Raw genomic sequence first — 19,494 nt, forward strand, 5'->3', positions numbered from 1 at the left:
TGTGTGCGGTCGACAACGTTCGGCGGAATTTTCGGTAGCGGGCACTTTAACATCTCGCCGTAACGGCTGCTTGACGCGACTTTGGACGCAATTTTCAGACGCTCCCGATCGACCCCGAACCCACGCCGGAACGCCGGTTGCGCTGCTTCGACGGCAGCGTGAGACCGGGTTGCGACCGGCTGCGGATCAGGTCGGTGTCGGTTCACCGGTTTTGATCCGCGCAGCGGACGGTGCGGTTGTCGTGGATGTCGTCGTCGGCCGGGCGGCCGATGTATTCGCCGTGGCGTTGCCAGCTTCGTGCGATGCACCCTGCGCTTCGACCGCCAGCAGCGCTGCCTTGCGCCCCAAGCCCCAGCGATATCCTGCAAGCGCCCCGCTCTTTCCGACGACACGATGACAGGGAATCGCCAACGCAACGGGATTTGTCGCACACGCGCTCGCGACCGCCCTGACCGCGCGAGGCGAACCCACCGCTTCCGCAATGTCCGAATAACTGCGCGTCTCACCGTATGGAATGCGTTGCAACGCGTCCCACACACGCTGTTTGAACGCGGTCGCGGCGATATCGAGGGGCAACTCGACATGCTGACGCGTGCCGTGCAGATACGCATCGATCTGCGCGAGAAATGGCGCGATGTAGCGATCGTCGTCACGCAGATCGGCATTGGCGAACTCGGCGCGCACTTCGTCGGCGAGCACGGCCGCGTCGTCACCGAATGCGATCTTGCACAAGCCTTTGGCGGTGGCCGCGACCAGCACCTGACCGAGCGGCGTCGGCGCGCTTGCGTAGTACACCGTCAGACCCGCGCCCTTCTTCCGGTACGCGGATGGCGCCATGCCCAGTTCCGCCGACGCGCTCTCGTACATTCTCGACGGCGAACCGAAGCCCGCATCGACGGTCGCGCGCGTAACGTCGGCGCCACGCTGCAGCGCATCGCGCAACGATGCGCCACGCCGCGCGGCCTGATACTGACGCGGCGACACACCCACGACGCGCTTGAACAGACGCTGCAAATGAAACGGGCTGACGTGCACGGCATCGCTCAATTGCGCGAGCGTTAGACGCTGCTGCGGATCGGCGTCGAGCGCGGCGCATGCACGTTTGACGATCTCGATCTCGCGCGGCAAACCATCCGGCTGACAACGCTTGCACTCGCGATAACCGGCTGTACGCGCTGAATCTGCGGAAGCGAAAAAATCGACGTTCTCACGACGCGGCAAGCGCGATGCGCACGATGGCCGGCAAAAACACGCCGGTCGTGCGCACGCCGTAGAAGAACGCACCATCGGCGCGTGCATCGCGACCCACGATGGCGTCCCATCGTTCGGAATCGACGGTGAAACTGGCTGCGTTGCTGTTGCCGGAAGCATTGAATTCAGTGCGATACATGATGTGCCCACATAGAGGGTTTCGATGACCCTCAAGGTAATTCGCATCCCGTCACAGTACGCTCCGCTTATTGCTCTGTCATTGCGCATCGCATTCGGCAATCAAACGTCGTTGAGCACGTAATTGCGCACCCCAAAAACCGCTGGAACGCCCGGCCCGTGGGCATCTGCGACAAAGTGACACCCCATCGGGTTTTCCCTTAAAAAGTTATTGCGTCGCACCAACCCAATGTGTATAGTGATTCTTGTCTCCTCCATGTCTCCTCCTGATATGGATTAAGCCCGCTCCCAGTGAGTGGGTTTTTTTTCGTCTATTGCGTTTGAATCACCGCGCATAATCGGCCCGTAAAAAAGCCGACTCTCACGCGCCACGCGCGTCTCCTACACTCCGTCAGAACACGCCTGATTTTGCGCGGAGACCGTATGAAAATTCTGATTCGCGAGATCGATCACGTCGTCATCCGGACGATCGACGTCGATACGCTCACGCGCTTTTACTGCGATGTGCTGAGTTGCACCGTTGAAAAAGAACAGCGCGATCTTGGACTGATCCAGTTACGCGCCGGCCGGTCGTTGATTGATCTGCTGCAAGTGGGCGGCAAACTCGATCGCGCGGAAAGCGGCCCGCCGGGCGCGGGTCGGAACATGGATCATCTGTGTTTGCGCATCGACGGGTTCGATCGCGACGCGCTGGCCGCGCATCTACGGGCGAACGGCGTGCGGATCGGGGAAACGGCGGAGCGTTATGGCGCGGACGGTTATGGACCGTCGCTGTATCTGTTCGATCCGGAGGACAACATGATCGAACTCAAAGGCGACCCGCGCGCGTCGGCTTCGTAGCCTCGAAACGTCGAGACGTTTCACCGCGCATCGGGTCTGCAACGGGAATTACGATTTGGTCGGCGCCTTCAACACCGTCCATTCGATCGGTACCGGATCGGCGTCGGCGCTGCCCAGCCATGCCTGGCCGTCCTGCACCGTGCATTGCAGACGCATCGTGCGCTCCGCGAGACCGCTCAATTCCGATGCGACTTCTTCGCCGAGCGACCATACCGTCACGTTGCGCAATCGTTCGACCTTGTTGCGCACGCCTTGCCACCAGATGTCCGACGTGCGGCCGCCGTACGCGATCACGATCACTTCGTTCGAGCGGCCGCTCGCCTTCGAGATCCGGCGTTCGTCGGGCTGGCCGACTTCGATCCACGTTTCGATCGCGCCGGTCAGATCTTTCTGCCAGAGATCGGGTTCGTCGGCGTCGGACAAGCCCTTGCTGAACTCCAGTCTTTCCTGCGCGAACAGCGCGAATGCGGCGACACGCACCATCATCCGTTCATCGGTTTCGGACGGATGACGCGCGATCGTCAGCGCATGGTCGGCGTAGTAATGCCGATCCATATTGGCAATCTGAATTTCTGCCTTGTAAATCGTCGATTTGAGAGCCATGAAAATCCGGGGACCCGCGCCTGCGGGCCGCACTGAAAAGGGATCGTCAGCGGCACGTTGCCGTCTGTTGTGATGTTTGAACATTGCCTGCTCCTTCACGGTCGGTCGATGCCGCGACGTGAAACGGCGGCTTTGACGATAGCGACGCATTTAGCGTGCCATCGGCGTGAGGAGGCTGGCGCGTGATGATACCGAATATGGCGCGCGCGCACCGGACATGGCTGCGCGTCGTTTAAGGCAGAAGGCCGTCGATGCCGCGCGAAAACCCTGCGGTTTGCGCGGCAGTACGTTTTTACAGCGGGAATGGCGCGCGAGAGGCGCTTTGGGAGAAGCGGTAAACCGGTTCGCAACGTCGATAACGATGCGGCCGCGCAGCGCTACGAATGATTTGAGTTTTAACGTCGCGGGCGCATGCAAAGCCCGCCATTCAACTGGCGGGCATGTTGCCTTCAATGCGATAAAACATCGGCAATAGTGTCGGTTTTAGACCAACAGTTATTGCTTGATAAACCGATCGCTTGTCCAGAGCCCTTGCGTGTCGCTATTTCCCGCATTGACGAACTCGACGTCATGTCCGACGACCCGCAACACTCTGAAATTCGAGTTTTCAGGCGTCGACAGACATTGATAGCCGCTGAAGAATTCCTGCATTTTCTGCTGTTCGCCTGCTTGCGCATGCTGATCGGCAGCGTCGAGTTTATCTTTCGACACGCAACCATAAGCATTTGCTTTTAGTTGAATCATTTGTTCAGGCTTGACCATCGAGTCTTGCGCTTGCGCGACCGAAATGGCGGCCAGGCCAGCAAAGGCAAAGAGAAGCGTAATTGACGTTTTCATGTGATGCCTCCCAGCGGCGATTTACTGAGGTTAGCTATGCGTTTAACTTCACGGTTTTACCCACGCCTTTCAATGTAGAGGACATTGCACGAACGACAAGCACATCTTGTGTGCGCTCGCAACAGCGGCGAATTGCCGCACCCTGGAATCGGCTCGTGTTTCAGCTTAATGCCTGTTTTAAAACCGGTTTTCCCGTTGCAACCGCGTGTCGCGAATAACGGTGAAGGGTTATTGAATAAGCTTGAGCGCGAAGCATGCGCGTAAACACGCATGCGAATTTAAGCGAGTTAATACAACGCAAACGCGATTTGATGCATTGCACACAAATTCATTTTGCTGATTAATCGGCGGCCAACGCGCAATGGGGCGGTTGCAGGACAAGAACGGTGCCTATTGCTGTTGGTGCGCTCGCGAATCCGGATTCGGAAGCGGCTTGCGCTGCGCAAAAGTTCGTGGATAAATCCGGCATCTACTACGGAGACAATGCCCCATGACACTCGCCAACTGGCTACCTTTCGCGATCGCCTCCGCGATCCTCGTTGCGATTCCCGGTCCTACGGTTCTTCTCGTCGTGTCCTACGCGCTCGGTCATGGGCGCCGATACGCGATGGTTACCACGGCCGGCGTCGCGCTCGGCGATCTGACGTCCATGACGTTGTCGATGCTCGGACTCGGCGTGATCCTGGCGGCGTCGGCGGCGATGTTCACTGCGTTGAAATGGGTCGGCGCGGCGTATCTGATCTATCTCGGCATCAAGCTCTGGCGCGCGCCGATCAACACCGGCGACACACCCGCCGCCGACGAAACCCGGACGAGCCGGATTTTCGCGCATGCCTACGCGGTGACGGCGCTCAATCCGAAGAGCATCGTCTTCTTTGTCGCGTTCGTCCCGCAATTCATCGATCCGCATAACGCGCCGGTCTTGCAGATCGTCGTTTTCGAAGCCACCTTCGTGCTGCTCGCGACGGCCAATGCGTTCGGTTATGCGTTGCTGGCGTCGGCGGCACGGCGCGCGGTGCGCAAGCCCGGCGTACAGCGCGCAGTCAACCGGACGGGCGGCGGTCTGCTGATGGCTGCCGGCGTGTTCGCCGCGACGTGGAAGAAAGCGGCAGCTTAAAACTGACCTCGGCCGCCGCGATCTGCGGCAAACGCCCGTAACGCCCGCTCAGCGGCTTGCGGGCGACGGTCGCCCCCGCACGTGGTGCGCAGCCGGACGCGCCGCGCTAACGGCCGGAAAGCAGCTTTTCAAACGCCGTCTACAATGAATTCACGGACCTGGCTGAATTGGGAGGGAGCCGTGATCGAGAATCTGATATTGGGCGCGTTTCTGGTCGTGCCGCTGGTGATAGTCGCTTTCCTGTTCTCGGACGAACTGTGGCAGGAGCATCGCCTGCAACCGCGCCGGGTGCGAGCGCGCCATATCGACTGGCGTCATCCGTTGCGGAGCATTCGCCATCATTGAGCGTCGGCGAATCGGGAATCCGTTTCGTGCGTGTCGCGCATGCGTGGCGACATGGCGGACAACTGTGCGTTTTCCCTGACGTATTCGCCGATCAAACCCCGCGTTTCTGACGTTGCCGTCCTATTGGAGCATATGGTCTTAAAATAGGGCCGCGTTAGAAAGGAGGGTTTGTGCGCAAGTTGATTTCGTTGTTTGTGATCGCGGCCGCCAGTGCGGCCGTTTTGTTGCCTGGGACCGCCGAAGCGCGCGGTCACTCGCGTGTGGTCTGTAAGCGGGTGTGGGTGCATGGCCGGCTGGAGCGTCATTGCCGACGGATTCCGCCGCCGCCTCCGCCGCGGCATCATCAGCATCGGCCGCCGCCACCGCCGCCGCATCGATATTGAAAAAAGCCCCGCGATTACTGCGGGGCTTTTTGTTTGGACGACGCCGGATTAACCGTTAAGTGAACGCCGCGCGAATCCGCTCGGCGAACGCTTCGAGCGTCGGTTGCGGCGCGATTTCACGCGCGTGCATGCGCAAGCTCTGGCCTTCGGTGCACGGAATCACGTGAAAATGGACGTGCGGCACGGTTTGTCCGGCGGCCGCTCCGTTGAACTGGCCGATAAACATTCCGTCCGGTTCGAATGCGGCGTGAACCGCGATCGCGACGCGGCGCGTCAAACGCATCGCTTCGGCCGCCGACGCTTCCGATAACTCGAAAATCTGCGTCGCCGGTTCCTTGGGAATCACGAGGACGTGGCCGTCGGCTTGCGGCATCAGATCCATGATGGCGATCGCGGCGTCGGTTTCCGCGATCTTGATGCACGGCAGTTCGCCGCGCAGGATGCGGGCGAAGGGATTCGAGATGTCGTAGGTCATGATGTCGGTCAAAGTGACGGTGAATTACTTCCCTATGCAGAACCGGCTAAAAATCACGCCAAGCAGATCGTCCGAGCTGAATTCGCCTGTGATCGAGTTCAATTGATCCTGGCCAAGCCGCAATTCTTCGGCGAACAGATCGAGCGCCTGTGAATTCTGATCGGCGTGTTGCGCGGCCATCTGCAAATGCTCGCGTGCTGCGCGAAGCGCGATCAGATGCCGTTCGCGCGCCAGATACACGCTTTCGGCGCCCGCCTGCCAACCGGCGATCCGCAGCAACTCGGCACGCAGCAACGCAATGCCGTCGCCCACTTTCGCCGAGAGTCGCACCTCGCACACATCCGCGCGCTTGCCCGCGTCGAGCGTGCGCACTTCCGGCGCCATCTCCGTCAGATCCGTCTTGTTCATCACTCGGACGACCGGAACGCCTCGTGGGAAACGCGCGGCGATCAAGTCGTCTTCCGCTGTCATCCCGATCCGCGCATCGAGCAGGTGCAATACGACGTCCGCTTTTTCGATCGCGCTCCACGTCCGCGCAATGCCGATCTTCTCGACTTCATCCTCGGTTTCGCGCAAGCCGGCCGTATCGATCACATGCAGCGGAATGCCTTCGATCTGGATCGTCTGCGCGACCTTGTCGCGGGTCGTGCCGGCAATCGGGGTGACGATCGCGAGCTCGGCGCCGGCCAGCGCATTCAGCAATGACGACTTGCCGACATTCGGCTGACCCGCGAGCACGACCGACAACCCCTCGCGCAACAACGCGCCTTGCCGCGCTTCGCCGAGCACTTGCGCGAGACGCTCGCGAATGCGTGTCAGCTTGCCGCGCGCGTCGGCGGCTTCGAGAAAGTCGATTTCCTCTTCGGGGAAATCGAGCGTCGCTTCGACCAGCATCCGCAGCGTGATTACCTCTTCGACCAACGCGTGAATGTCCCGCGAAAACGCACCGTCCAGCGACCGTCCGGCCGAGCGCACGGCCGCCTCCGTGCTGGCTTCGATCAGATCGGCGACCGCTTCGGCTTGTGCCAGATCCAGCTTGTCGTTCAGAAACGCCCGGCGCGTGAACTCGCCGGGTTCGGCAAGCCGCACGCCAAACGGCGCGCCCGCCTCGATGCAGCGCTGCAGCACCAGCTGCAGCACGATCGGGCCGCCATGACCTTGCAGTTCCAGAACGTGCTCGCCGGTGTAGGAATTCGGGCCGGGAAAGTACAGCGCGATGCCGCGATCCAGCGCGTTGCCGTCGGCGTCGAGGAACGGCACGTAACTGGCGTGGCGCGGCACCAGCAGCTGGCCGGTCAGCGCGCGCATCAGCGGTTCGGCGGCGGCGTCGCCCGCGCGGCCAAACGAAACCCGTACGACGCCGATGCCTCCGCGGCCGGGCGCTGTGGCAATGGCGACGATCGGATCGGAATCGGTGGCGAGCATAGGAATCGGCGAAAGAATGGACGGGAATTTCGTCCGACCCGCACGGATTGCGGATCGAACGCGACGCATTGTATCGCGCGCGTCATACGCGCTTCGGCATGCGTTATTGAGAGTTTCTAGGACGATTGGCTATCAGGATAAGACACTTACGGATATATCCTAGGTAAGCTAGGATCAAGAGGACGGCGTTCCGAATTCGTAAATTGCCCCGCGGCTTCACAACTTTGCTACACAAGGCTTTGCGCCTTTGCAAAAAACGAAATACGGCGCCCTCGACTAGATCAATGTTTGAGCTATAAATGCCGACGCTACGCGCAATTTAGCGCGCATGGTTGCCTACCTACGGACATCGCGATTGCACAATCTCGATCATGCCGACAGTCAAAGAAAAACAAGCCTTCTCAGACCGACTCAGGTTCGCGATGAGACAAACGCCCGAGAAACCCAAGGGCGGGACCGCGCTCGCGATGCACTTCAACCTGCGTCACAGGTCGGGTCAACCGGTGTCGCCGCAAACTGCCCATAAATGGTTGAGCGGCCGGACCATTCCAACGCCTGACAAATTGCAAACGCTCGCCGAGTGGTTCGGCGTCGATCTGCACTGGTTGCACTACGGGCCGTCGCCGGGTGTGCCGAGTCGTGGCATACCCAAGCCAGTGGTTCGCGGCGAAAAGTACCAGCCGTCACCTGAAATCATCGAACTCGCTACCAAAATCGATTCGATGTCGCCCCACGACCGTTATCTCTTGCAGGAAATCGTCACGAAGTTCTATGGCGACGATAGCCACAAGTAGCTCACGGGTCAGTCCATCCGGAATGAAAAAAGCCGCCAGGTTTGCACCTGGCGGCTTTTTTTATCGCAGCTTTCGCGAGATGCGCCGGAAGCGCGGCGGCTTCCGGAACGCACCCGACGCTCAGGCGGCTTTTTCTTTCTTCTTCGCGCCCATCATGCGGGTGATGTAGTACTGCTGGGCGATCGACAGCACGTTGTTGACCACGTAGTACAGCACGAGGCCAGCCGGGAAGAAGAAGAACATGACCGAGAACGCCAGCGGCATGAACATCATCATCTTGGCTTGCACTGGGTCCGGCGGCGTCGGGTTCAGACGCGTTTGCAGGAACATCGATACGGCCATCAACACCGGCAGGATGAAGAACGGATCCTGCTGCGACAGATCGTGAATCCAGAGAATCCACGGTGCGCCGCGCATTTCCACCGACGACAGCAATACCCAGTACAGCGAGATGAACACCGGAATCTGGATCACGACCGGCAGACAGCCGCCGAACGGATTGACCTTTTCGGTTTTGTACAGCTCCATCAGTGCGGCGTTCATCTTCTGCGGATCGCCCTTGAAGCGTTCGCGCAGCGCCTGCATCCGCGGCGTGATTTCCTTCATGCGCGCCATCGACTTGTAGCTCGCAGCCGACAGCGGGAAGAACACGGCCTTGATCAGCAGCGTCAGCAGAACGATTGCCCAGCCCCAGTTACCGACATAGCTGTGGATCTTTTCGAGCAGCCAGAACAGCGGCTTTGCGATGATCGTCACGTAACCGTAGTCTTTGACCAGTTCCAGACCCGGCGCGACGCCTTCGAGCATGCGCTCTTCTTCCGGACCCGCGAACAGACGCGCCGAGATATCCACCGATTGTCCCGGTGCGATCGTGCCGGCAGGCTGCTTCACGCCCACACGATACAGCGCCGGATCGATCTTCTCGACGTAGATGTCGCGCTTGGCGCCTTGCTGCGGAATCCATGCCGACGCGAAGTAATGCTGAACCATCGCGATCCAGCCGTTGTCGGCCTGATTCGCGAAGTCTTCCTTGTTCTTGTCGATGTCGCCGAACGTCATCTTCTGGAAGTGATGCTGTTCGGTGTAGACAGCCGGTCCGATGAACGTGTGCGAGAAGCGCGGCGTTTCGACCGGTTCGCTGTCGCGCACGAGTTCCATGTACAGCGTCGGGCTGACCGGCGCGGTGCCGACGTTGACGATCTTCGTGTCGACGCCGATCACGTAGCTGCCGCGCGTGAACGTGTAGGTCTTGACGACCTTCACGCCGCCTTTATCCGGCGATTCGAAGCTGAGCTTGAACGACTTTTCGTCGCCGGTCAGGCCGGTGGGCTGATTCGCGACCGGCGTGAAGACGTCCGTGTGGTTCGGGAAATCGCCGCCGAGCAGGCCCGTGCGCGCCAGATACGTGTGGTTCGCGGTGTGATCGAACAGCGTGATCACGAGGTCCGGCTGCTTGCCGTCGCCTTGCTTGACCAGCGACAGCTTCGACAGCGTACCGCCGCGCGTGTCGATCTCGCCGCTGTAGACGTCAGTGGTGAAGTGAACCAGTTGCGCCTGTGCGGCCGGCGCGACAGCGCCCGGTGCAGCGGCGGTGGTCGCGTTCGTGGCCGGCAGGTCGGCCGGCTGGGTTCCCGGAGTCGTCGTACCCGGCGCTGCGCTACCGACGGTCTGCGTCGGCGTGGCACCCGGGAAGAACATCGACGGGCGTCCGTGGTCGCGCTGCCAGTTGTCGAACAGCAAGACCGCTGACATGAAGAAGATGACCCATAGGACGGTGCGTTTGATATCCATGCGTTGTCTCAGTGTCGATGGAACGGCGCGTCAGCGCTTTTCAGAGGTGGAAGGCGGGACGAGATCGATGCCGCCCGCGGAAAACGGGTGGCAACGGCACAGGCGCCTGGCGGCGAGGTAAGTCCCGCGCGCGGCGCCATGATACTGGATTGCCTCGCGCGCGTAATCCGAACAGGAAGGGTAAAAACGGCACCGGTTGCCGAGCAGGGGGCTCACGGCAACCTTGTAGAAACGCAGTAAAGCGAAAAGTACCGTTTGCATGGCAAGAGCGGTCGGACAGCGCCGCACAGGGTGATTCCGGGCGACGCGCCGTGCGGCATGACCGCACAGGCGTGTCGCGAGCGTTACGCCGCCGGCGGCGGAGCAACGGACGATGCCGCCGACGCGTCGGCCGGCACGGCCTCGCGACGGGCGATTTCGCGCGCGGCTTTATCGAGCAACGCCTCTATTTCGCTGCGACACAGCGCTTTAAGCGGCGGAGACGACGCGCACGGCAACGCTTTCTTGTCGAATTTCGTATGCAGGCGCAGCAACACGTCCCAACCGCCGAAATCCGCGCGACGCAATCTGAATACTTCACGCGCGAGGCGGCGCACCAGATTGCGGGTGACCGCGCGCGGCGCATATTTCTTGCCGATCACGAGGCCGAGGCGCGATTCGTTGCCGGTGGGCCGCGCATACACGACGAAATGTGCAGTGCGTCGCCACGGGCGCAAACGAAAAACGGATGAAAATTCATCCGTTTTCAGCAGCCTTGCGGCTTTGGGGAAGGCAGCTTGCGCTCGCAACGAGACCGGGCCCGTTTGCGGCGCCCCTACCGTTCCCGCTGCAACGCGGGTGTCGGACACGGCGCGCAATCCGCTCGCAGCCTTAGATTGCGAGGCGCTTGCGACCCTTCGCGCGACGTGCGTTGATGACTTTGCGGCCACCAGCAGTCTTCATACGGACGCGGAAACCATGGGTGCGCTTGCGACGGGTAACGGAAGGTTGGTAAGTACGTTTCATGTTGCTCTCACTTTGAGAATTGACCGCGCGAGCATCACATAAAGGAGCGATGTCCGGTGGTTCACGGATTGGTTTTCGCGGAACCCGCTATTTAAACCGGTTTTCCGTTGACCGTCAATAGTTTAGAGCGTGGTCCGATTGACAGCGACAGTCTCGCCGTGATGATCCGTCCCTGTGGATAACTCCCTTGGCCCATCGTTTTGGCGTTAGAATCTCGCCTTAACTCCCGAGAATCCAGCACGCCGCTCCGGCTCGCTTGCCCCGCAAACCCTTGTGGCACAAGCACCCGGAGCCGTTCCGCCTTCCTGCTCAGGGCCTTGTTGCGACAACGCGACAGGGGCAGCGGCGGGGCGCCGTGCGCACCATAACGACAGCACTCGATGAACGAATTCTGGCAACACTGTTCCGCATTGCTGGAGCGTGAGCTGACGCCTCAGCAGTACGTAACGTGGATCAAACCGTTGGCCCCGGTCGCCTTCGACGCCGCTGCGAACACGCTTTCCATCGCCGCGCCGAATCGCTTCAAGCTCGACTGGGTCAAGAGCCAGTTTTCCGGCCGTATTACCGACATGGCCCGCGACTTCTGGCACGCCCCGGTCGACGTCCAGTTCGTGCTCGACCCGAAAGCCGGCATGCGCGCGCCCACTGCGGCGCCGTCGCGGCCAGCCTCTGCGCCCGCGCCGATGGGCGGCAGTCATCACGCTCACCAGCCCCATTCGCAACACGGCGGCATGACCGCCGTCGACGCAGCCGTGCACGCGGTTCAGTCCGCCCAGGTGAATCATGGCGCGCAGGCCATCGCGCGCGCCAATGCCGCTGCGGCCAACGCCGCCGCCCACGCGCAAGCCGCCGCCGACGACCACGCCGACCTCGATCTGCCGAGCCTCGACGCTAACGAAGCTGCCGCCGCCCGTCGCGCGTGGCGTCCGGGCCAAAGCGCGAGCGCGCCGAACGGCAACGGCGAGAACGACTCGATGTACGAGCGCTCGAAGCTGAATCCCGTGCTGACCTTCGACAATTTCGTGACCGGTAAGGCCAACCAGCTGGCCCGCGCCGCGGCCATTCAGGTCGCGGACAATCCGGGCATCTCGTACAACCCGCTGTTTCTGTACGGCGGCGTCGGCCTCGGCAAGACTCACCTGATCCACGCAATCGGCAATCAGTTGCTGATGGACAAGGCGGGCGCGCGCATCCGCTACATTCACGCGGAACAGTACGTGTCCGACGTAGTGAAAGCGTATCAGCGCAAGGCGTTCGACGATTTCAAGCGTTATTACCATTCGCTCGACCTGCTGCTGATCGACGATATCCAGTTCTTTTCGGGCAAGTCGCGCACGCAGGAAGAGTTCTTCTACGCGTTCGAGGCGCTGGTCGCGAACAAGGCGCAGGTCATCATCACGAGCGACACCTATCCGAAGGAAATTTCGGGTATCGACGACCGGCTGATCTCCCGCTTCGATTCCGGCCTGACCGTCGCGATCGAACCGCCGGAACTTGAAATGCGCGTCGCGATCCTGATGCGCAAGGCGCAGTCGGAAGGCGTGAGCCTGAACGAAGACGTCGCGTTCTTCGTCGCGAAGCATTTGCGCTCGAACGTGCGTGAGCTCGAAGGCGCGTTGCGCAAGATTCTCGCGTACTCGAAGTTCCACGGTCGCGAGATCTCGATCGAACTGACCAAAGAAGCGCTGAAAGACCTGCTGACGGTGCAAAACCGGCAGATTTCGGTGGAAAACATCCAGAAAACGGTCGCCGACTTCTACAACATCAAGGTCGCCGACATGTACTCGAAGAAGCGTCCGGCGAATATCGCCCGACCGCGTCAGATTGCGATGTACCTGGCGAAGGAATTGACGCAGAAGAGCTTGCCGGAGATCGGCGAGCTGTTCGGCGGACGCGATCACACGACCGTGCTGCACGCGGTCCGCAAGATCGCCGACGAGCGCAGCAAGGATGCACAGCTGAACCACGAATTGCACGTGCTCGAACAGACGCTGAAGGGTTGATCCCGGCAGCGGTTTTTCGAGCTTGCGCCGGTCACGGATTCTCGCGACGCAGTCGCGGCAAACGCCCGGCACGTGGGCCGCAGCGCGCATTGGCGCGCGCCGTCGCAAAAAGCGCTCTGTTTATTTCGTGAGTCGCCCCCATTTTAGTGGAGCGGTTCTGTTTTCAGGCACAATACAGGTTTAACGCCCGGTGGCCGCAGGCGGGTTTTGCGCCTTGCTGGCGCGGCGTCGCACCGGCGGGGGGCCGGGGCCGCGTCGGGAAAAGCTGCCGGACGAGGCGCGCAGGCCGTCACATCAACGAAGGAACTCTATGCAACTGGTCAAGACCGAACGCGATAACCTCCTCAGGCCGCTGCAAACCGTGAGCGGCATCGTCGAACGCCGCCATACGTTGCCGATCCTCGCCAATTTGCTGATTACCAAGAACGGCGATGACGTGTCGTTCCTGTCGACCGACCTCGAGCTTCAGATCACCACGCACGCCGGTTTCGGCGTGGGCGGCGAATCCGTCGCGACCACGGTTGCCGCGCGCAAGCTTCTCGACATTCTGCGGGCCATGCCCGACGGGCAGGTGACGCTGACGCTGAACGACAAGCGCCTGACGGTTCAGTCCGGCAAGAGCCGCTTTGCCCTGCAAACGCTGGCCGCCGACGAATTCCCGACAGTCGCTCAAGCTAAAGACTTCGGCGCGAACCTCGCGGTTCCCCAGAAAACGTTCCGCCAGTTGCTCGGCATGGTCCACTTCGCGATGGCGCAGCAGGACATCCGCTATTACCTGAACGGCATGCTGCTCGTCGTCGACGGCGACCAGTTGATGGCGGTCGCCACCGACGGTCACCGTCTCGCGTTCTCGTCGATGAAGATCGAAGGATCGTTCGCGCGCCAGGAAGTCATCATCCCGCGCAAGACCATCCTCGAACTCCAGCGTCTGCTGGAAGACATCGACGACACGCTGAAAATCGACATTGCGCCTACGCAAGTCAAATTCACGTTTGGCCAGGTCGAACTCGTGTCCAAGCTGGTGGAAGGCAAGTTCCCCGACTTCCAGCGCGTGATCCCGAAGTCGCACAAAAATACGTTCGTGATTGGCCGTGAAGAACTGCAGCGCTCGCTGCAACGTGCGGCCATTTTGACGTCGGACAAGTTCAAGGGCGTGCGCTGCATCATCGAGCCGGGCCAGCTGAAGATCATGTCCACCAACGCGGACCAGGAAGAAGCGCAAGAAGAACTGGAAATCGCCTACACGGGCGACAGCGTCGATATCGGTTTCAACGTCACGTATCTGCTCGACGTGCTCGCGAACCTGAAGGTCGACATGTTGCAGGTGAGCCTGGGCGACGCGAGTTCGAGCGCGCTGATCACCATCCCCGAGAATGACGAATTCAAGTACGTCGTGATGCCGATGCGCATCTAACGCGTCCACCACCTAAAACACTCCAAGGGGCGCAGCGCCCCTTTGGCGTTTTTATGGCGTTTTGAAAAGTCCCGAGCAGTAACGTTGCAGCAACGCAGAACCGGAAAAAATCCATGACTGATACGAACCCATCGCAACCCGACAACAGCTACGGCGCCTCGTCCATTCAGATCCTCGAAGGTCTGGAGGCCGTGCGCAAGCGGCCGGGTATGTACATCGGCGATACGTCGGACGGCACCGGTCTGCATCACCTCGTGTTCGAAGTGCTGGACAACTCGATCGACGAGGCGCTCGCCGGTCACTGTAACGACATCCAGGTGATCATCCACGCGGACAACTCCATCTCCATCACCGACAACGGCCGCGGCGTGCCGACCGGCCTGAAGATGGACGACAAGCACGATCCGAAGCGCAGCGCCGCTGAAATCGTGATGACCGAGTTGCACGCCGGCGGCAAGTTCGACCAGAACAGCTACAAGGTGTCCGGCGGCCTGCACGGCGTGGGCGTGTCGTGCGTGAACGCGCTGTCGGCATGGCTGCGCCTCGTGATCCGCCGCGATGGCAAGAAGCACTTCATGGAATTCCACCGTGGCGTGCCGCAAAACCGCCTGATCGAAGAAATCAACGGCGTGGCCGTGTCGCCTATTCAGGTGACCGGCGACACGGAAAACCGTGGTACCGAAGTGCACTTCATGGCCGACGAGACGATCTTCGGCAATGTCGAATTCCACTACGACATTCTGGCCAAACGTATCCGCGAACTGTCGTTCCTGAATAACGGCGTGCGCATCCGTTTGACCGATCAACGCTCGGGCAAGGAAGAAGATTTCGCATTCGTCGGCGGCGTGAAGGGTTTTGTCGAGTACATCAACAAGACCAAGAGCGTGCTGCACCCGAACATTTTCCACATCAGCGGCGAGAAAGACGGCGTAGGCGTCGAAGTCGCGATGCAGTGGAACGACAGCTACAACGAAAACGTGCTGTGCTTCACGAACAACATTCCGCAGCGCGACGGCGGCACTCACCTGACCGGTTTGCGCGCGGCGATGACGCGTGTGCTGAACAAGTACATCGCCGATCACGACGTCGCGAAAAAGGCGAAGGTCGAAACCTCCGGCGACGACATGCGCGAAGGGTTGTCGTGCGTGCTGTCCGTGAAGGTGCCTGAGCCGAAGTTCAGCGCGCAGACCAAAGACAAGCTGGTGTCGTCGGAAGTGCGTGCGCCGGTCGAAGACGTGGTCGCGAAGGCGCTCGAAGATTTCCTGCTCGAAACGCCGAACGACGCGAAGATCATCGTCAGCAAGATCGTCGATGCTGCGCGTGCGCGCGATGCAGCGCGCAAGGCGCGTGAAATGACGCGTCGCAAGGGCGTGCTCGACGGCGTCGGTTTGCCGGGCAAGCTGGCGGATTGCCAGGAAAAAGATCCGGCGAAGTCCGAAATCTACATCGTCGAGGGCGACTCCGCAGGCGGGTCGGCCAAGCAGGGTCGCGACCGGAAATTCCAGGCCATCCTGCCGCTGCGCGGCAAGGTGCTGAACGTCGAAAAGGCGCGCTTCGACAAGCTGCTGTCGTCGGAGCAGATCGTCACGTTGATTACCGCGCTGGGTTGCGGGATCGGCAAGGACGACTACAACCTCGACAAGCTGCGTTATCACCGCATCATCATCATGACCGACGCTGACGTCGACGGCGCACACATCCGTACGCTGCTGCTGACGTTCTTCTATCGTCAGATGCCGGAAATGATCGAGCGCGGTTATATCTATATCGCACAGCCGCCGTTGTACAAGATCAAGGCGGGCAAGGACGAACGGTATCTGAAGGACGCGTCCGAACTGAACGCGCATATGTTGAAGCTGGCGCTGAATGGGTCGGAACTGATGCCGGGCGAGAACGCCACGCCGATCGCCGGTGACGCATTGGGCGAACTGGCGCGGTCGTATCTGCTCGCGAAGGCCGTGGTGGACCGTCTGAGCCGTCTGTACGACGCGGGTGCGCTGGAAGCGGTGATGGATGGCATCTCGATCGATCTGTCCAGCCAGGAGGCCACGGAGGCATCTGCGGTCGCGCTGGAAGCCAAGCTGCGCGACGATCCGTTGAAGCCTGAAGTGAAGGTCCGTCCGATGTACGACGCGGTGCGCGAACTGCGTTCGCTGCGCGTCGAACGCACGCATCACGGCAACGTGAAGGTGTCGGTGCTGGACGAAGAATTCCAGCTGACGGCGGATTATCTCCAGCTTCTGAACACCGCGAATACGTTCAAGGGTTTGATCGGGCAGGGCGCCGTGATCAAGCGCGGCGAGCGCAGCATGGCTGTGAACGACTTCAAGAACGCGATGAAGTGGTTGATTGCCGACGCGGAGCGCAACGTCTCGAAGCAGCGCTATAAAGGCTTGGGTGAAATGAACCCTGGCCAGTTGTGGGAAACCACGATGGATCCTTCGGTGCGTCGTTTGTTGCGCGTGCAGATCGAAGACGCGATTGCGGCGGATGGCATTTTCACGACGTTGATGGGCGACGACGTGGAACCGCGTCGTGCGTTTATCGAGTCGAATGCGTTGCGCGCGGGGAATATCGACGTTTGATGTGTGAGCCCCTCAAAGCCCCACCCAGGCTTTAAAACCTCACACTCCCCCCACCACAAGCCGCACTAAAAAAGGCCCGTGATTCCCCATCGCGGGCCTTTTTTCATTTCAAACCAACCCCGCCGCTCACCCCGTCCCCAACCCCACAAATTTGACGCTATATCATGCTAACCACACGGCAGCATGAACCGGATCCACCCGCCGTGTAGTCGACGCTCAACCCTGACAACCCGCCACGCGCCGTTTCTCAGCAAACCCGCCCGGCCCAGGAGTCGTTCGCATGAGCTATACCGCCACCATCGGCGTCCGGACCTACCGTTTCGCCCACCTGAAAACGCTGCTGGCCAAGGCCAGCCCGCAGCGCTCCGGCGATCAGCTCGCCGGTATCGCCGCCGCGTCCGAAGAGGAACGTGTCGCCGCGAAAATCGCGTTGTCGCACGTTCCCCTGAAAACCTTCCTGTCCGAAGCCGTGATCCCGTACGAATCGGATGAGATCACGCGGCTAATCCACGATACGCACGATGCCGCCGCTTTCGCCGAAATCTCGCATCTCACGGTCGGCGACTTCCGCAACTGGCTGCTCGCGACTTCGACCGATACCGCCGCGCTCGAACGCATCACCCACGCGCTCACACCCGAACTCGTCGCGGCCGTCTCCAAGCTGATGCGCAACCAGGATCTGATCGCCGTTGCGCGAAAGCGACCGGTCGTCACGCGCTTTCGCAACACCGTCGGCTTGCCCGGACATCTGTCGGTGCGGCTTCAGCCCAACCATGCCACCGACGACGTCAAAGGCATCGCCGCGTCGATGCTCGACGGCTTGATGTACGGTTGCGGCGACGCGCTGATCGGCATCAATCCCGCTACCGACAGCCTCGCCGCGATCACGACGCTGCTGAAGATGATCGACGAGTTCCGCCAGAAGTACGCGGTCCCGACGCAATCCTGCGTGCTCACACATGTCACCAACACGATCACCGCAATCGGCAAAGGCGCACCGGTCGATCTGGTGTTTCAGTCCATCGCCGGCACGGAAAAGGCGAACGCCAGCTTCGGCATCAACCTCGCGTTGTTGCACGAAGCGCACGAGGCCGCGCAATCGCTGAAGCGCGGCACGGTCGGCAACAACCTGATGTACTTCGAAACCGGCCAGGGCAGCGCGTTGTCCGCCGACGCCCATCACGGCGTCGATCAGCAAACCTGCGAAGCGCGCGCCTATGCGGTCGCGCGCGCGTTCAACCCGTTCCTCGTCAATACGGTCGTCGGCTTTATCGGCCCGGAATATCTGTACGACGGCAAGCAGATCACGCGCGCCGGCCTGGAAGACCATTTCTGCGGCAAGTTGCTCGGCGTGCCGATGGGTTGCGATATCTGCTATACGAACCACGCGGAAGCCGATCAGGACGACATGGATAACCTGCTGACGCTGCTGGGCGTCGCCGGTATCAACTTCATCATGGGCGTGCCCGGCGCCGACGACGTGATGCTCAACTACCAGAGCACGTCGTTCCACGACGCGCTCTATGTGCGCGACGTGCTCGGTCTGCGGCGCGCGCCCGAGTTCGAAGAATGGCTCGAGTCGATGCAGATTGCCGACGCACGCGGCGCACTCATCAGCGGCTCGACACGTCAACCGCTGCTCGAAGGCGCGAGCGAATGGATGGGCATCGCATGAACGATCCGGTCGAGAAGAATTCGTGGAGCGCGCTGCGCCAGTTCACCAACGCGCGCATTGCGCTGGGGCGCGCGGGCAACAGCTTGCCCACCGATGCGCTGCTCGCGTTCAACCTGTCGCATGCGCAGGCCCGCGACGCGGTCCATCAGCCGCTCGACGCCGATGCGTTGCACACGGGGTTGCGCGCGCTAGGTCACAGCACGCTCGAAGTGCATAGCGCGGCGCCGGATCGGGATCACTATCTGCGTCGGCCGGATCTCGGCCGTCGTCTGTCGGACGACAGCCGCGCCGTGCTGACGAGTACCGCGATCGAACCGTCGGAGGTGGTGTTCGTGATCGGCGACGGCTTGTCGGCGCTCGCGGCGGGCAAGCAGTCCATCCCGTTCCTGCAAGCGATGCTGCCGCGTCTTTCCGACTGGAAACTCGGTCCGGTGGTGGTCGCGCGACAGGCGCGGGTCGCGCTCGCCGACGAGATCGGGGAATTGCTGAAGGCGAAAATCGTCGTGATGCTGATCGGCGAACGGCCGGGTTTGAGTTCGCCGGACAGCCTGGGCATCTATCTCACTTACGCCCCGAAAGTGGGTTGCAGCGATGCGCAGCGCAATTGCATTTCAAACGTTCGGCCCGAAGGCTTGAGTTACCCGCTGGCCGCCCACAAACTGCATTATCTGCTCACCCATGCACGCCGTTTGGGCCTGACGGGCGTGGATCTGAAGGACGATAGCGACGCGTCGCTCGAACATTCCACAGATGCGCAGAATGCGATAAGCATTGAAAACAAGACATAAAAATCCCAATACCGGCCTTTCTAAT

General features: G+C 61.0%; 18 protein-coding genes and 1 pseudogene. 10 read left to right on the forward strand and 9 right to left on the reverse strand.

What is annotated here, in order from left to right; genetic code table 11:
- Nucleotides 1–186: 186 nt before the first annotated feature.
- Nucleotides 187–1,390, reverse strand: a pseudogene (gene ada, locus PW947_RS12940) (bifunctional DNA-binding transcriptional regulator/O6-methylguanine-DNA methyltransferase Ada).
- Nucleotides 1,391–1,812: 422 nt separating this feature from the next.
- Here ada and PW947_RS12945 point away from each other — a divergent pair.
- Nucleotides 1,813–2,229, forward strand: a complete 417-nt coding sequence (locus PW947_RS12945) for a VOC family protein (RefSeq protein ID WP_299632189.1) — start codon at nucleotides 1,813–1,815, stop codon at nucleotides 2,227–2,229.
- A 48-nt stretch (nucleotides 2,230–2,277) separates the two neighbouring features.
- Here PW947_RS12945 and PW947_RS12950 read toward each other — a convergent pair whose 3' ends face one another.
- The gene (locus tag PW947_RS12950) at nucleotides 2,278–2,832 is read right to left on the reverse strand and encodes a YaeQ family protein (protein ID WP_299632190.1); all 555 of its coding nucleotides are present in this window, start codon (nucleotides 2,830–2,832) and stop codon (nucleotides 2,278–2,280) included.
- 495 nt (nucleotides 2,833–3,327) lie between these two features.
- Nucleotides 3,328–3,669 (reverse strand): surface attachment protein Sap1, encoded by a 342-nt coding sequence (gene sap1 / locus PW947_RS12955; protein ID WP_299632191.1) that lies wholly within the window; start codon nucleotides 3,667–3,669, stop codon nucleotides 3,328–3,330.
- 490 nt (nucleotides 3,670–4,159) lie between these two features.
- Here sap1 and PW947_RS12960 point away from each other — a divergent pair, with 490 nt between their 5' ends.
- The 3 genes from PW947_RS12960 (at nucleotide 4,160) to PW947_RS12970 (ending at nucleotide 5,566) form a co-directional block, all read left to right on the forward strand.
- Nucleotides 4,160–4,786 carry a LysE family translocator gene (locus tag PW947_RS12960; RefSeq protein WP_299632193.1) on the forward strand — a complete coding sequence of 209 codons (627 nt, stop codon included), beginning with the start codon at nucleotides 4,160–4,162 and terminating at the stop codon, nucleotides 4,784–4,786.
- Nucleotides 4,787–4,966: 180 nt separating this feature from the next.
- Nucleotides 4,967–5,131 carry a hypothetical protein gene (locus PW947_RS12965; protein ID WP_299632194.1) on the forward strand — a complete coding sequence of 55 codons (165 nt, stop codon included), beginning with the start codon at nucleotides 4,967–4,969 and terminating at the stop codon, nucleotides 5,129–5,131.
- A 285-nt stretch (nucleotides 5,132–5,416) separates the two neighbouring features.
- Entirely contained in the window at nucleotides 5,417–5,566 is a 150-nt protein-coding gene (locus tag PW947_RS12970; RefSeq protein WP_299632195.1) for a hypothetical protein, read from the forward strand.
- 3 nt (nucleotides 5,567–5,569) lie between these two features.
- Here the strand turns inward: PW947_RS12970 and PW947_RS12975 are convergent, their stop codons facing one another.
- Nucleotides 5,570–5,989: an HIT family protein gene (locus PW947_RS12975; protein WP_299632196.1), complete on the reverse strand. Its 420-nt coding sequence runs from the start codon at nucleotides 5,987–5,989 to the stop codon at nucleotides 5,570–5,572.
- A 24-nt stretch (nucleotides 5,990–6,013) separates the two neighbouring features.
- The gene (mnmE, locus tag PW947_RS12980; protein WP_299632197.1) at nucleotides 6,014–7,414 is read right to left on the reverse strand and encodes a tRNA uridine-5-carboxymethylaminomethyl(34) synthesis GTPase MnmE; all 1,401 of its coding nucleotides are present in this window, start codon (nucleotides 7,412–7,414) and stop codon (nucleotides 6,014–6,016) included.
- Nucleotides 7,415–7,785: 371 nt separating this feature from the next.
- Between mnmE and PW947_RS12985 the strand changes: the two genes are divergently transcribed.
- On the forward strand, nucleotides 7,786–8,208 hold the full coding sequence (locus PW947_RS12985) for a helix-turn-helix domain-containing protein (protein WP_299632198.1): 423 nt from the start codon (nucleotides 7,786–7,788) through the stop codon (nucleotides 8,206–8,208).
- Between the two features lie 120 nt (nucleotides 8,209–8,328).
- Here PW947_RS12985 and yidC read toward each other — a convergent pair whose 3' ends face one another.
- The 4 genes from yidC to rpmH form a co-directional block, all read right to left on the reverse strand.
- Nucleotides 8,329–9,999 carry a membrane protein insertase YidC gene (gene yidC, locus PW947_RS12990; protein ID WP_299632199.1) on the reverse strand — a complete coding sequence of 557 codons (1,671 nt, stop codon included), beginning with the start codon at nucleotides 9,997–9,999 and terminating at the stop codon, nucleotides 8,329–8,331.
- 30 nt (nucleotides 10,000–10,029) lie between these two features.
- A complete protein-coding gene (gene yidD / locus PW947_RS12995; RefSeq protein WP_299632201.1) occupies nucleotides 10,030–10,260 on the reverse strand; it encodes a membrane protein insertion efficiency factor YidD in 231 nt (76 codons plus the stop codon).
- A gap of 83 nt (nucleotides 10,261–10,343) precedes the next feature.
- Complete coding sequence (gene rnpA, locus PW947_RS13000) at nucleotides 10,344–10,847, reverse strand: ribonuclease P protein component (RefSeq protein ID WP_299632203.1); 504 nt, start codon at nucleotides 10,845–10,847, stop codon at nucleotides 10,344–10,346.
- Between the two features lie 22 nt (nucleotides 10,848–10,869).
- Nucleotides 10,870–11,004 (reverse strand): 50S ribosomal protein L34, encoded by a 135-nt coding sequence (rpmH, locus tag PW947_RS13005; protein ID WP_004198824.1) that lies wholly within the window; start codon nucleotides 11,002–11,004, stop codon nucleotides 10,870–10,872.
- Between the two features lie 380 nt (nucleotides 11,005–11,384).
- Between rpmH and dnaA the strand changes: the two genes are divergently transcribed.
- The 5 genes from dnaA (at nucleotide 11,385) to eutC (ending at nucleotide 19,469) form a co-directional block, all read left to right on the forward strand.
- Entirely contained in the window at nucleotides 11,385–13,007 is a 1,623-nt protein-coding gene (gene dnaA, locus PW947_RS13010) for a chromosomal replication initiator protein DnaA (protein ID WP_299632525.1), read from the forward strand.
- Between the two features lie 310 nt (nucleotides 13,008–13,317).
- Nucleotides 13,318–14,421, forward strand: a complete 1,104-nt coding sequence (gene dnaN / locus PW947_RS13015; RefSeq protein WP_299632527.1) for a DNA polymerase III subunit beta — start codon at nucleotides 13,318–13,320, stop codon at nucleotides 14,419–14,421.
- Nucleotides 14,422–14,534: 113 nt separating this feature from the next.
- Entirely contained in the window at nucleotides 14,535–17,006 is a 2,472-nt protein-coding gene (gene gyrB, locus PW947_RS13020; protein WP_299632529.1) for a DNA topoisomerase (ATP-hydrolyzing) subunit B, read from the forward strand.
- A gap of 280 nt (nucleotides 17,007–17,286) precedes the next feature.
- Entirely contained in the window at nucleotides 17,287–18,681 is a 1,395-nt protein-coding gene (locus PW947_RS13025; protein ID WP_299632530.1) for an ethanolamine ammonia-lyase subunit EutB, read from the forward strand.
- Entirely contained in the window at nucleotides 18,678–19,469 is a 792-nt protein-coding gene (gene eutC / locus PW947_RS13030) for an ethanolamine ammonia-lyase subunit EutC (protein WP_299632532.1), read from the forward strand. Before PW947_RS13025 ends, eutC begins: the two co-directional genes overlap by 4 nt.
- Nucleotides 19,470–19,494: the final 25 nt, after the last annotated feature.

This window comes from Paraburkholderia sp. (genome assembly GCF_028283785.1).
Classification (GTDB): domain Bacteria; phylum Pseudomonadota; class Gammaproteobacteria; order Burkholderiales; family Burkholderiaceae; genus Paraburkholderia.